The sequence below is a fragment of the Saccharopolyspora sp. ASAGF58 genome (assembly GCF_012277335.1).
GTDB classification, from domain to species: Bacteria; Actinomycetota; Actinomycetes; order Mycobacteriales; family Pseudonocardiaceae; genus Saccharopolyspora; species Saccharopolyspora hattusasensis.
On the sequence record NZ_CP040605.1, the window covers coordinates 1,016,559 to 1,029,308 of the forward strand.

The following is a 12,750-nucleotide window of genomic DNA, read 5'->3' on the forward strand; positions in this document are numbered from 1 at the left end:
TTCACCTCTGTGCGGCGTCCGGATTGACCAGTACCAGGCCAGCATCCCACAGGTCGGTGGTGATCAACCGAACCTGCTCCTCGGTGGCGGCCGGCAGCGGCAGCCGCGGCTGGCCGGTCTCGTAGCCGCAGAGCCGCAGCGCCGTCTTGGAGAAGATGACGCCGCCGACGAAGTTCATCGACCGGTACACCGGCAGGAGTCCATTGTGGACCTCCTTGGCGCCCGCTACGTCGCCCGCCTCGTAGGCGTCCAGCATCTTGCGCAGCCGGTCCCCCACCACGTGGCCGATCACGCTGACGAACCCGACCGCGCCGACCGACAACCAGGGCAGGTTCAGCGGGTCCTCGCCCGAGTAGTACGCGAGGTCCGTGCTCGCCAGCACCTCGCTGCCGGCGAGCAGGTCGTGCTTGGAGTCCTTGACCGCCTTGATCCGCGGGTGCTCGGCCAGCCGCTTCAGGGTGTCGACCTGGATCGGCACGATGGAGCGCGGCGGGATGTCGTAGAGCATCACCGGCAGCTCGGTGGCGTCGGCGACCGTCCAGAAGTGCTGGAACAGCCCCTCCTGCGGCGGGCGCGAGTAGTACGGCGTCACGACCAGCAGGCCGTGCGCACCGGCCCGCTCCGCGGCCTGGGCCAGTTCGACCGAGTGCTCGGTGTTGTTGGTGCCCGCGCCGGCCACCACGGTCGCGCGGTCACCCACCGCCTCGACCACGGCGTGCAGCAGCTGCTCCTTCTCGTGGTCGCTGGTCGTGGGGCTCTCACCGGTGGTGCCGTTGACGACCAACCCATCATTGCCGACGCTGTCGACCAAATACGTGGCGAGCTCCTGCGCCAGCTTCAGGTCAAGCTTTCCGCCTTCGTCGAACGGCGTGACCATGGCGGTCAGGACGCGGCCGAACGGGCGGCCCGGAATGGCGGTGGGACAGACGGTCATGGCCCTGACGCTACCTGGTGAGTTCTCCGTTCAGAGCCACCGGACGGACCTCGAACCAGATCCCGGAAACCCGGCGTCCGAAGCCCCGGAACGCCGTGTTTCTTCCTGGCGTGCGAGCATCACGCGAGCGAGTTTCCGGCGCGCCCTTAAGAGATCCCTAGAACGAACGGCGCAAGTCCTCGACCGCGAGCACGTCGGCCTCGTTGCCCTCGACGGTGACCTTCGCCGCACGGCGGCTGAAGGCGTGCAGGATCAGCTCGCTGGGCTCGCCGCTGAACCGCACCGTGCGCGGACCGCGCTTGGCCGCGATCTCGGTGCCGTCCGGGCGTCGCAGCACCACGCCCACCGGGCTGCGCCCGTAGAACATCTTCGCCACCCGGGTCAGCGACTTCCAGAGCCCTTCCTCGCGCACCGGGTCGGACGGGCGCGGCTGCCAGCCCGGCTGCGCACGGCGGACGTCCTCGTGGTGCACGTAGTACTCGGCGGCGTTCACCGCCTCGTCCACTCCGCCGAAGCTGAGCGGGTTCCACTTCGGCGGGCCCTGCCGGATCTGGTCGACCAGCTCCGGCCAGGACAGCGCGCGCAGTTCGTTCTGGATCCGCTCGCTGCGATTGACGAGCGCTTTCACGAACTTGCCTGCCACCGCGTCCGGACGCCGCTCGCGCACCACGAGGTGCACCGCGAGGTCCTTGGTGGTCCACCCTTCGCACAGCGTCGGCGCGTCGGGGCCGACCTGCTCGAACAGGTCGCACAACTGCTGGCGTTCATCGCTGGCCACACCCATACGACCACTCTAGCCACCGCCGATCGGCGCGGTGACGCAACCGATCATTTCGTCGCGGACGCCTGCAGCTTGTCGCCGGACGCGCTGTAAAGGGCGCAGTAGATCTGCTGCGAACCCACCTTGCGGTCGCCTTCAGCCTGCCGGTGCGCGTTCCAGGACTGCGCCGAGGGGACGAGCGTGATGTAGCGCAACGTGGTCTGCTTGCCCGGCGTGACGACCTTGTCCGACGCGAAGTACATCGAGCAGTAGCCCTCGCCGTATGCGGTCAGCGCGGCCTCCCCGGGATAGGCCGTGTCGTAGCTGGAGGAGCTGAACGCCGCTCCCGACGCGTAGAACTCGAAGTCGTGCGGGTCGGAGCAGGACGTCGTGTTGTTGACAGCCTTGCCCGGGGTGATCTTCCCGATGCCGCAGTCCTTGCCGTCCGGGTCGAATTCGTCGACGTCGCCGCCCTTGCCGAACACCAGGGTCGAATCCATAGCGGTCGGCGTACCGCCACCGACCAGCGCGAACCGTCCGATCAGGACGCCGGCGACGAACAGCACGACAGCGACGACGGCCGCAGCGATGAGCCACGGGCGCTTGGACCGCTTCTGCTGCGACGCCCCCTGGGCGACCCGGGTGGGCGGCCCGACCGGGTGGGTGGTCGGCTCCGGCGCACCGTTGGCGGGCGCGCTGTCCAGCAGCGCCCGGACCTGCGGGCCGGTGAACCGCGCCCGCGGGTCGCCGATCAGCAGCCCGGTGATCACCGAACCGATCACGCCGTGGGGGCGCGACAGCTGGGGCATCTCGTTGAGCACCGCGTGCAGCGTGGCTGCTGTCGTCTGCCGTTCGAACGGCACCCAGCCCTCGACCGCGAAGAACAGCGTCGCGCCGAGCGACCACAGGTCGCTGGCCGGGGACGCGTCGGCGCCCTTGATGCGCTCCGGCGCCATGAACGACGGCGAGCCGACGATCGCGCCGCTGGTGGTCAGCCGCGGATCGTCCAGGGTTTGAGCGATCCCGAAGTCGGTCAGCTTGACCCGCCCGTCGGCCACCATGATGTTGCTGGGCTTGACGTCGCGGTGCACGATTCCCGCCGCGTGCGCAGCCTCCAACGCGGACAGCACCTTGCGCGCCAAGTCCGCGGCCTGCTCGGGGCGCAGCGGACCCCACCGGACGATGTAGTCGCTGAGCGTGACCGCCTGCACGAGCTCCATCACGATGTAGGTAGTGCCGGACTCGGCCAGCACGTCGTGCACCGTGACCACCGCGGGGTCGTTCAGCCGCCCCGCGGTGCGCGCCTCGCGGAGCACGCGCGCCTCGAAGACCTCCCGTTCGGCCAGCGGCACGCCGTCGGGCAGGTGCAGCTCCTTGATCGCCACCTCTCGGCCGATAACCTGGTCCCAGGCCCGCCACACGATCCCCATGCCACCGCGCCCGAGCTCTTGGACGACCTGGTAGCGACCACCGATCACCCGAGCCTGCTGCCGCGGTCCGACCTGCTCCACCACTGCGCCGTCCTCCACCGAAGTCCCCGCGCGCAACCACGCAGCGCACACGTCCCTACATCGCCGATCATCCAATCAGACGATTCCGACCGGCCCTTGGACTGTGCTGCCGAACGATCGGTTCCCGGCCGCGGAGAAGCCGTGCGAGCCGGCCGGGTGGCGGTGCCACCCGCGGATCTGCCGCGGCCCCGGACAGCAGAACGCGGGCTTCCGGAACCCTTGGCCGGGTTCGGCGGAAGCCCGCGTTCGCGCAGCTTCAGCCCTCGGTGACGAACGGGCTGGAGGCGACTTCGGTGCCGTCCTTCAGCGTGGTGATCTCGAAGTCGCTGAACACGTTCGGCACGGCCTTCTGCAGTTGGCGGAGGCACTCGATGGCGAGGGCGCGGATCTCGACGTCGGCCTGCTCGGACGCGCGCATCGCGACGAAGTGCCGCCACGCCCGGTAGTTGCCAGTCACCACGATCCGGGTCTCGGTTGCGTTGGGCAGCACCGCGCGGGCCGCCTGCCGCGCCTGCTTGCGGCGCAGCGTCGCCTTCGGCTCGTCGGCGAACTTCTCCTCCAGCGCGGCGAGCAGATCGGTGTAGGCGGCGACGCTGGCCTCGGCGGCCGCCACAAACTTCTCGTGCAGCTCCGGGTCCTGGGCGATGACGTCCGGCTCGACCATCGCGGCGTTGCGCTCCGGCACGTACCGCTGGGACAGCTGCGAGTAGGAGAAGTGCCGGTGCCGGATCAGCTCGTGGGTCAGCGAGCGGGACATCCCGGACAGGTAGAAGGACACGGAGCCGTGCTCCAGCACGGACAGGTGTCCGACCTCGAGGATGTGCCGCAGGTAGCCGGCGTTGGTGGCGGTGGCCGGGTTGGGCTTGCGCCACGACTGGTAGCACGCGCGACCGGCGAACTCGGCCAGCGCCTGCCCGCCGTCGGCGTCGGTCGACCAGTCCACGTCCTCCGGCGGGAAGAACTCGGTCTTGCCGATCAGCTGCACTTTCGGCCGCACGATCTCGGTCACGACGGGCGGGCCCCTTTCCTGCTCTGCACGGCGGTCGGCGACTGCCGCGAACGACTCCCCAATGTGTGCATCGAGCGTAACCGGCGGACCCGACAAGATCCCATGACGCCAGTTGACACCATCGGGTCATTGCATGACGCCATCCATGCCGTCATAGTGGTGTCATGGATCTGAGCCCTTACATCGAACAGCTTCGCGAGGACCTGACCTCCGCGGCCTCCGCCGGCGACGAGCAGACCCGGCAGACCGCGGCGGCGCTGTCCGGCGCGATCGAGCCGGCCGCGCGGCTGGCGATCATGAACGCACTGTCCGACCTGGCAGCGGAGGTGACTACCCAGCTGGACGGCCAGGTCGTCGACATCCGCCTCGACGGCCGCGACGTCAGGGTGGTGGTCAGCGGCGGCACCACGCCACCCACGATGGACGACGAAGCGGAGCCACCGCCACCCCCGCCGAGCGGCGAGAGCGGCGATATAAGCCGCATCACGCTGCGCCTGCTGGAAGAGATAAAGACGCAGGCCGAACAGGCCGCATCGAGCCAGGGCGTGTCGCTGAACACCTGGGTCGCCCAGGCGGTCCAGGGCGCGCTGCACACCGGGCGTCCGCGCGGCCCGTGGGACCACCCCGGGCACGGGCGCGGCCGACCGTGGGGACCGCCCGGCGGCGGCCCGCGCGGGCGGTGGCGCGGCGAACCCGGCTCGCGAGTGCGCGGATGGGTTGAAGGCTGAGAGGAGGTATCGCGATGGCGAACGACGAGACAACGGGCAACGGCCCGGCAGAACCCGAGGACCGGGCGGGCGCCGGGGAGCGGCCGGGCGCCGAGGAGCGGTTGGCCGAACTGGTGCGCAGCCAGGACTTCGACACCGGCGGGCCGATCCGCATCGACATCGGCAACAGCCTGGGGCCTGTCGTGGTCGAGTTGGCCGAAACCGCGACCACCCACGTCGAGGTCCGGCATGATCCCGGCGCCAGTGGGCCGGACTGGCGCAGCGGCCTGACCGGGCTGCTGAGCTGGGTCACCGAGCAGTTCGGCGAGGCGGGGATCCGCACCAGCGGCGACGCCGAGCGCGGTCGCGGGCCGCAGGAGCCGGTCTCCGAGGCCGTGCGGCGGACGCGGATCGACCTCACCGGCAACCGGCTCGCCGTCCGAACTCCGGCCAACGCGCCGCTGCGCAGCATCCCGCTGGCGGTCAAGGTGCGCGCCCCGCTGGACTCCGAGGTGGGTGTGCATTCCAGCTCCGGCGAGGTGCACGTGACCGGCGCCGCCGGGCGGGTCAGTATCCAGGCCGGTTCCGGCACCGTGTGGGTCGAGCGGGCCACGGATCGGGCCACGGTCCGGACCGGTTCCGGCCAGCTACGACTCGGCACGATGGCCGGCGGCGTGCACGCGCGCAGCGGCAGCGGCGACGTCGAGATCAGCGCGATCGAGGCGGCGTCGTCCGTCGCCACCGGCAGCGGCGACGTTTGGCTGGGCACCGTGTCCGGCGACGTGATGGTGCGTTCGGGCAGCGGCGATCTGACGGTCGCGGACGCAACTGCCGGGCAGGTCGAGCTGATCACCGGTTCCGGCGAGCTGCAGGTGTCGATTCACCGCGGAACCGCGGCGGAGGTCGACCTCACCTCGTCCACCGGCAACGCGAGCAGCGACCTGGCGGTGTCCGAAGAACCTCCCGAGAAGGAGCCGAAGTTGCAGATCTTCGGCCGCACAGGAACAGGTGATGCCGTATTGACAACCGCTACATGAGGCCGGGCGTCTGCTCCGAAGTGGTGTCGCTTGATCGGCCGGGAGCCAGCCGACCCAGCGACACCGCGAGGCCGAGCATCGAGGCCGATCAGGCCCCGGTGGCGTACTTGTGTGGAGGCAACATCGCGTGCGCGTCGAACGCCGCCGAACCACAGGCCGATCAGGAACGCGGTGGTGGCTTCCCAGCAGTGCCGCACGTTCAAGCCGACCGCCCTCGGCGGGTTCGCAGCCGATGTCGGTTGCCAACGACCGGACGGTTGCGACCGCGTCGGGGTTGTCCCCGCACAGCGGAACGATCAGCGGTCGGCCGTCGAAAGCCGGTGAGGTCAAACGCCAAACGGACTCGTGGCAGGTGTTGAAGGCCTTGACGACGTGGGCCCCGACTGCCTGGGCTGCGATCTGTTCGGGCATCCACGTGCCAGCGGGAAGATCGAGGACGAAGCGATCGGAAACGACCGCATTCGTGCAGTCGGTCAACACCTTGCGGCGCAAGGCCTCGTCCACGGCTCCGGCGGTGGACAGGACGTCGGCGACCGCTGAGTGCAGCACGGCGACGAGGACGACATCGCCGAACTCGACGGCTTCCGCAAAGGTTCCGCTCTGCGGCGACGACCCGAGCCGCTCCGCGAGCGCACGCGTCTTCGCCGGGCCGCGACCGCTCACCAACAATTGGTGACCGGATCGCGTCCACTATGTACCGAACGCACCGTTCACGAGGCCGCCGCCCGCACGGTCATCGATCTGCCGCGAGCGTGGTCGCGGTCAGCGGCTGGCCGCGCGGAGGGGCTTGGCCAGGTCTCCCCTGCCGCCGATGGCAACGTCGTCGAGGCCCAGCCACGACGCCATGTCGCGCAGCGCGGCGGACAGTTCCGGCACCACCTCGCCCGCATCGCGGCCGGGTTCGAGGAACGCGCCGGGTACCCGGAGCACGCCTGTGGCCCGGTCTGCCTTCAGGTCGACGCGGGCCACCAGTTCGCCGTTTAGGAGGAACGGGAAGACGTAGTAGCCGTACTGCCGTTTGGGTTCGGGCACGTAGATCTCGATGCGGTAGCGGAACTCGAAAAGCCGTTCGGCGCGGGAACGTTCCCAGATCAGCGGGTCGAACGGGCAGAGCAGCGCTCGGCCGGTGATCTTCCTGGGGATGCGGGCCGCCGCGTAGCGGTACGCGGGCTGCCGCCAGCCGTGCACCGCGACCGGCTCCAGCACGCCGTCCTCGACGAGCTCGGCCACGGCCTGCTGGGACTGCGCGGGCGAGAGCCGGTAGTAGTCCCGCAGCTCCGGTTCGGTGGCGACGCCGAGCGCGTGCGCGGAACGCTCCACCAGTGCGCGGATAGCTTCGTCGTCCTCCGGCTCGTGCGCGAGCACGTGCGCGGGCAGCACGCGTTCGGGTAGGTCGTAGAGCCGTTCGAAGCCGCGCCGGGTGCCGGTGGTCAGCTCGCCCATCGCGAACAGCAGCTCACAGGCCCGTTTCGTATCGGTGCGGTTCCACCAGGGGCCGCGCCCCTGGCGTTCACCGCCGCCGAGTTCGCGTTCCAGGCTGCCCGCGCCGATCGGCCCGAGTTCCTTGACCGCGGTCAGCACGTCGTCGACCAGCTGCGGCGAGCGTTCCAGCAGTTCGCGGCCCCGCTGCCGCCAGGCACCGCCGAAGTCCCGCATCCGCCAGCGCAGCAGCGGCCAGTCCTCGACCGGGATGAGCGAGGCTTCGTGCGCCCAGTACTCGACCAGCAGCCGCGGTTGCCGCGCCCGGTGCGACCAGGCCGCCGCGTCGAGGAGCTCCGGTGCGTAGCCGCCGAGTCGGCTGAACAGCGGCATGTAGTGGGCACGGACTGCCACGTTGACCGAGTCGAGCTGCAGCAGTTTGGTGCGGGCCAGAGCGCGCTGCAGGTATCGGCGTGTCACCTCGCCGCGCGGCGGTGGGTCGGCGAAGCCCTGGGCTGCGACGGCGAGTCGGCGTGCGGTGTCGCGGCTCATGGTCTGCATCCGGCAGATAGTGCCAGCAATCCCCGACAGCCGGATCACCACCGAGCAACGACGCCCCGGTAGTTGGAGCGAACGGCCCATTCGCTCGCCCTATCGAATCGAACAGGCCGTTCGCCCCACCCAGATCCGGCACGGAGGCGTACCACGGCAACTCCTGCGGAAGGCGGGCGGCTTCCTGAACGGGTCCCACCGGCCGGTTGGGCGATCGGCCGGACACGTTAGGTTGTCGCCATGGCCGATGCCGACGTGCGGGAAGCGGTGCCGTCCGATGCCGCGGAGATCGCTCGTATCCAGCTGACGACGTGGCGCACCGCCTTCAGCGAGTTGTTGCCGGCGGAGGTGCTGGACGGGCTCGACGGCGCGGCGACCGAGCAGGAGTGGCACCAGACCCTGACTGGCGGGCCCGCCTCGGTGCTGGTCGCGACGGAGGGCCAGTGGATCGTGGGGTTCTGCGCGGCCGGTCCCGCCCCGGAAGCCGAGGCGGCTGCGGCCAACGGCACTCCGCCGCCCGATGCGGCCACGGTCGCGCTGGTCAGCGCGCTACTGGTGGAACCGCGCTGGGGGCGACGCGGTCACGCCGGGCGGCTGCTCGGCGCGATGGCGAAGCGGCTCGCCGAGGGCGGTGCCACGCGGGGCATCACGTGGGTGCCGGAGGCCGACACCGCGTCAATGGCGTTCTTCCGCAGCGCGGGCTGGGCACCGGACGGTACGGTACGCACGTTGGACGCCGGGGGACGGCCGTTGCGGGAGTTGCGGTTGTCGGGCCCGATTGAAATGCAGTTCGAGGATCGATGAACTCGGGCGGCGCTCGCTCGTTCCCGGCGAACGCTGGTTGTTAGTCTCTCCGCCAACTGGGGTTCAAGCGCGCTGGGAGCGATCGTGCTGGCCGTGATCGGTTTGCTGTCCACCACCTTCGGAGTGTCGGTGGCCTCGGCGCTGCTCCCGTTGATCAGCGTCGAACTGTTCGCGATCGGGCTGGTGCTCAACGGCACGGATCTCCCGTGGTGGCTGTTGGCACTGGTCATCGCCGCTGGCCAGATCGCCGGAAAGCTGCTGCACTTCTACGCGGCGCGCGGCGCGATCCGGCTGCCCAGGCTGTTCCGGCGCAAGGACGGCGAGCGCGAGCAGAAGGGCCGCTGGCGCGAGTGGTTGGAGAAGTTCCGGTCGAACTGCCAGCAGCGGCCGGTGTGGACTGGCGCGCTGTTGCTGATCAGCGCGGCCGCGAGCCTGCCGCCGTTCGCCGCGATCGCGGTGATCGCGGGTTGGGCGAAGGTCCCGCTGGCCATGTTCGTGATAACGGGCTTCATCGGGCGTTTCGTCCGGTTCGGCGCGCTCGCGATCGCTCCGGGCGTCGTCGTCGGTTGGCTGTGAACCCCGACTCCGATCGATGACCGCGGGGAAATCTGGTCGTGGCGCGGCATTCGCGACCTTGCCGAGGCCACCGCCCGACGATCCCGGCAGGTTCCGCACGTCCGGAACCACCGTGTCGGCGATGTTCTCTCACCGGCCCAGACAAGCAGCCATTCCTTGCGCTTGCCGTCGGACTGCGACTTCTCCTACGCGCTTTTCACCACGCGGTTGGTGACGGCGCAGTCCTTGCCATCGGCGCCTTTCACGGGATTGCGCCGAAACTGGCCCCGAAACTTCGACATCCACATAGGCATCCTGGACGGTTAGCGTGACCGCGCCGACCGCCAGCGCAACGGCGGCCAGGCCGGTGGGCAGTCTGCGATCGGACCGGGGAGAACCCGTGTTGGCTCGCTGGGCCCGGTCGGAAGCGCAGCACGGCACGCGTTCGCGTTCACCCGAACAGCGGTAGAGCGGTTAACACGGCATCTCTACTTTGCCGCCGTTGCGCGCATTTCGTTCCGGAGACCAGCCACCTTCCGCTGAAGAAAGAAATGCCACACCGAGCGAGAGAGGTTCGAGCGCTTTGTCCATTTCGGCCTGAGGGCGCGAACCCGGGTAGCGGGGTCTGCACGCCCCGCGAGTCCTTCAGCGCAGCGAAACCCGCGTCACTCGGCGGATTCCGCGCGTTCGAGTTCGATCGCGCGGCGCATCGCCTTGCGGCCGCGGTTGCGGTCACCGGCCAGGTCGTAGGCCTGCGCCAGTACGAACCAGCGGCGCCAATCCTGCGGCGCTGCTTCGAGTTCAGCCTGCTTCTCGTCGAAGTAAGCGTCGGCCGCCTCCCGCTCCACGCGGCCGGAGGGGCGGCGCGGCAGGTGCGAGACGTCCGGCAAGGCGTCCTCATCGTAGAGCCGCTGCGCAAGCCGCTCGGTACTCACCCCGAACCGCAACTGGTCGACGACCAGCACGGCGCCGAGCACCGGCAGCACGAAAACCGCCACCCCGAGGGCGATGAACACCGGCTGCCCGCTGGTGATCATGGTGACCGCGCGGCCGCCCATCAGCACCAGGTACACCAGCAGCACGGTCGCGACCACGAACGCGGACGTCCGCGGGTTCATCAGCTTGCGCCGCTCGGCCACTCAGATCCCCAGCAGCGCGTCGAGGCCGACGGTCAGGCCCGGCCGGGCGCCCACCTCGCGGATGGAGAGCAGCACCCCGGGCATGAACGAGCGGCGGTCGTAGGAGTCGTGTCTGATGGTCAGGGTCTCCCCCTCGGTGCCGAACAGCACCTCCTGGTGCGCGACGAGACCGGTCATCCGCACCGAGTGCACCCGGACGCCGTCGACGTCCGCGCCGCGGGCGCCGTCGAGCTCCTTGGTCGTCGCATCCGGCGCCACACCCAGGCCCGCCTCGGCGCGCGCCTGCGCGATCACCTCAGCGGTGCGCGCGGCGGTGCCCGACGGGGCGTCGGCCTTCTTCGGGTGGTGCAGTTCAACGATCTCCACGGACTCGAAGAACTTCGCGGCCAGCTCGGCGAACCGCATCGACAGGACCGCGCCGATCGCGAAGTTCGGCGCGACCAGCACGCCGACCTCCGGCCGGTCGGCCAGCCAGGAGCGAACGGTGTCCAGTTCCGGGGCACCGAGCCCGCTGGTGCCGACGACCACGTGGATGCCGTGCTCGACGCAGAACCGGATGTTGTCGAGGACCGCGTCGGGGTGGGTGAGATCGACGGCGACCTGTGCGCCGCCCTTGACCAGCCCGGTCAGGCTGTCCTCGCGGTTGATCGCGGCAACCAGCTCGGTGTCGAGGGCCTCTCCGACGGCGCGAACCGCCTCGGATCCCATCCGCCCGCGGGCCCCCAGCACGCCGACCTTGATCGGGCTGTTCACGTGACGACTACCTTCCCACCTCGACGTCGAAGCCACCTCGGAGTCTATGCAGCTCAGCTGCACAATCCGCGTCCGGGTACCGCACGCCGATGATCTGGAGCGAACGGACCGGTCACGCCGCTAGACGAGGCAAACGGTCCGTTCGCTCCACGTCACACCCCGTCGGGCAGATCCGCCGGCGAGTCGTACGGCCCGACGATGGTGGTGGTGAGCGGGCGCCGCAGGAGCTCGGCAGCCAGCTCCGCCACCTCCGCCGCGGTGACCGCGTCGATGCGTTCCAGGGTTTGCTCGACCGTGAAGTGCCTGCCGTAGTTGAGCTCGGTCTTGCCGATCCGGCTCATCCGCGAGGCGCTGTCCTCCAGACCGAGCACCAGGCCGCCGCGCAGCTGCCCGCGGCCGCGCTCCACCTCGTCCTCGGTCAACCCGTCGGCCGCGACACCGGCCAGCACGCCGCGGATAACCGTCGCGACCTCGCCGAGCCTGTCCGGGGTGCAGCCCGCGTATACCGAGAACGTCCCGGCGTCGGAGTACGCGGTGGTGGTCGAGTACACCGAGTAGGCCAGGCCCCGTCGCTCGCGGACCTCCTGGAACAGCCGCGAGCTCATGCCGCCGCCCAGCGCCGCGTTGAGCACCCCGAGCGCGAACCGGCGCTCGTCATGGCGGTTGAAGCCGCGGCAGCCCATCAGCAGATGCGCCTGCTCGGTGTCGTCCGTCTGCAGCGCCAGCGGCTGCTGCTTCGGCAACCGGGCCCGGCCCATGCGCGGCGGAGCGGGCTGCACCTCGCCGTCCAGCCGGTCGCCGAGCGCCTTGCGGAGCAGCCGCAGCACGCGGCCGTGGTCGACGTTCCCGGCCGCGGCGACGACCATCTTCGGCATCTCGTAGCTGCGCCGGTAGAAGCCGTGCACCCGGGCCCGGGTCATGTTGGCGATTGAGTCCTCGGTGCCCAGCACCGAGCGGCCTAGCGGGTGGTCGCCCAGCACGGCCGAGGTGAACAGTTCGTGCAGCAGGTCCTCGGGGTCGTCGTCGCGCATCGCGATCTCCTCTAGGACCACGCTGCGCTCGACGTCCACATCGGACTTCGCGTTCAGCGCGTCGAAGACCACGTCGCAGAGCATGTCGATGGCCAGCGGCAGGTCCCGGTCCAGCACGTGCGCGTAGTAGCAGGTGTGCTCCTTGGACGTGAACGCGTTCAGCTCGCCGCCGACCGCGTCGATCTCCTGGGCGATGTCCACCGCAGTGCGCTTGGCGGTGCCCTTGAACAGGAGGTGCTCCAGGTAGTGCGCGGCGCCTGCCTGCGGCCGCCCCTCGTCGCGCGAGCCCACCGCGACCCAGATCCCGACGGAGGCCGAACGCACGCCCGGCACGGGTTCGGTGACGACCCGCAGCCCGCCGGGCAGCACCGTGCGGCGCACCGCGACGTCGCCGTTTCGACCGAGGACTCGAGTGGTTCCGGGGCGCTGAAGGTGCCCGGCGCGTGTCTGCTTCTGCTTCATGTCCCTTTTAAAAGTGTGCGGTCGTTTTGCGTAGCGGTGCGGGTAGCGGCGCCCCTGCGGGAGTTACCGTCGCCCCT

At 70.1% G+C, this 12,750-nt stretch carries 12 protein-coding genes and 1 pseudogene; 4 read left to right on the forward strand and 9 right to left on the reverse strand.

Going from position 1 to position 12,750, the window contains the following annotated elements:
• Nucleotide 1 precedes the first annotated feature (1 nt).
• The 4 genes from dapA to thyX all read right to left on the reverse strand — a co-directional run bounded on the left by dapA (nt 2) and on the right by thyX (nt 4,214).
• Nucleotides 2-934 carry a 4-hydroxy-tetrahydrodipicolinate synthase gene (gene dapA, locus FDZ84_RS04495; RefSeq protein ID WP_168584845.1) on the reverse strand — a complete coding sequence of 311 codons (933 nt, stop codon included), beginning with the start codon at nt 932-934 and terminating at the stop codon, nt 2-4.
• A 157-nt stretch (nt 935-1,091) separates the two neighbouring features.
• Nucleotides 1,092-1,718 carry a TIGR03085 family metal-binding protein gene (locus FDZ84_RS04500; RefSeq protein WP_168584846.1) on the reverse strand — a complete coding sequence of 209 codons (627 nt, stop codon included), beginning with the start codon at nt 1,716-1,718 and terminating at the stop codon, nt 1,092-1,094.
• Between the two features lie 44 nt (nt 1,719-1,762).
• Nucleotides 1,763-3,208 (reverse strand): serine/threonine-protein kinase, encoded by a 1,446-nt coding sequence (locus FDZ84_RS04505; RefSeq protein WP_168584847.1) that lies wholly within the window; start codon nt 3,206-3,208, stop codon nt 1,763-1,765.
• A 253-nt stretch (nt 3,209-3,461) separates the two neighbouring features.
• Nucleotides 3,462-4,214, reverse strand: a complete 753-nt coding sequence (gene thyX, locus FDZ84_RS04510) for an FAD-dependent thymidylate synthase (RefSeq protein WP_168584848.1) — start codon at nt 4,212-4,214, stop codon at nt 3,462-3,464.
• A 164-nt stretch (nt 4,215-4,378) separates the two neighbouring features.
• Here thyX and FDZ84_RS04515 point away from each other — a divergent pair, with 164 nt between their 5' ends.
• Nucleotides 4,379-4,942, forward strand: coding sequence for a toxin-antitoxin system HicB family antitoxin (locus FDZ84_RS04515; protein ID WP_168584849.1), 564 nt, complete (start codon nt 4,379-4,381; stop codon nt 4,940-4,942).
• Nucleotides 4,943-4,956: 14 nt separating this feature from the next.
• Nucleotides 4,957-5,958, forward strand: a complete 1,002-nt coding sequence (locus FDZ84_RS04520; RefSeq protein ID WP_210435425.1) for a DUF4097 family beta strand repeat-containing protein — start codon at nt 4,957-4,959, stop codon at nt 5,956-5,958.
• A 519-nt stretch (nt 5,959-6,477) separates the two neighbouring features.
• Here FDZ84_RS04520 and FDZ84_RS38555 read toward each other — a convergent pair.
• A pseudogene (locus FDZ84_RS38555) lies at nt 6,478-6,621 on the reverse strand (NAD(P)-binding domain-containing protein); the annotation flags it as partial.
• A gap of 99 nt (nt 6,622-6,720) precedes the next feature.
• The gene (locus FDZ84_RS04530) at nt 6,721-7,938 is read right to left on the reverse strand and encodes a winged helix-turn-helix domain-containing protein (RefSeq protein ID WP_168589802.1); all 1,218 of its coding nucleotides are present in this window, start codon (nt 7,936-7,938) and stop codon (nt 6,721-6,723) included.
• Between the two features lie 231 nt (nt 7,939-8,169).
• Between FDZ84_RS04530 and FDZ84_RS04535 the strand changes: the two genes are divergently transcribed.
• Nucleotides 8,170-8,733, forward strand: coding sequence for a GNAT family N-acetyltransferase (locus FDZ84_RS04535; RefSeq protein ID WP_168584850.1), 564 nt, complete (start codon nt 8,170-8,172; stop codon nt 8,731-8,733).
• A gap of 84 nt (nt 8,734-8,817) precedes the next feature.
• Nucleotides 8,818-9,309, forward strand: coding sequence for a VTT domain-containing protein (locus tag FDZ84_RS04540; protein WP_210435426.1), 492 nt, complete (start codon nt 8,818-8,820; stop codon nt 9,307-9,309).
• 644 nt (nt 9,310-9,953) lie between these two features.
• Here the strand turns inward: FDZ84_RS04540 and FDZ84_RS04545 are convergent.
• The 3 genes from FDZ84_RS04545 to FDZ84_RS04555 form a co-directional block, all read right to left on the reverse strand.
• Nucleotides 9,954-10,406, reverse strand: a complete 453-nt coding sequence (locus FDZ84_RS04545; protein ID WP_168589804.1) for a hypothetical protein — start codon at nt 10,404-10,406, stop codon at nt 9,954-9,956.
• 21 nt (nt 10,407-10,427) lie between these two features.
• Nucleotides 10,428-11,180, reverse strand: a complete 753-nt coding sequence (gene dapB / locus FDZ84_RS04550) for a 4-hydroxy-tetrahydrodipicolinate reductase (RefSeq protein ID WP_168584851.1) — start codon at nt 11,178-11,180, stop codon at nt 10,428-10,430.
• 152 nt (nt 11,181-11,332) lie between these two features.
• A complete protein-coding gene (locus FDZ84_RS04555) occupies nt 11,333-12,673 on the reverse strand; it encodes a pitrilysin family protein (RefSeq protein WP_168584852.1) in 1,341 nt (446 codons plus the stop codon).
• Between the last annotated feature and the right edge of the window lie 77 nt (nt 12,674-12,750).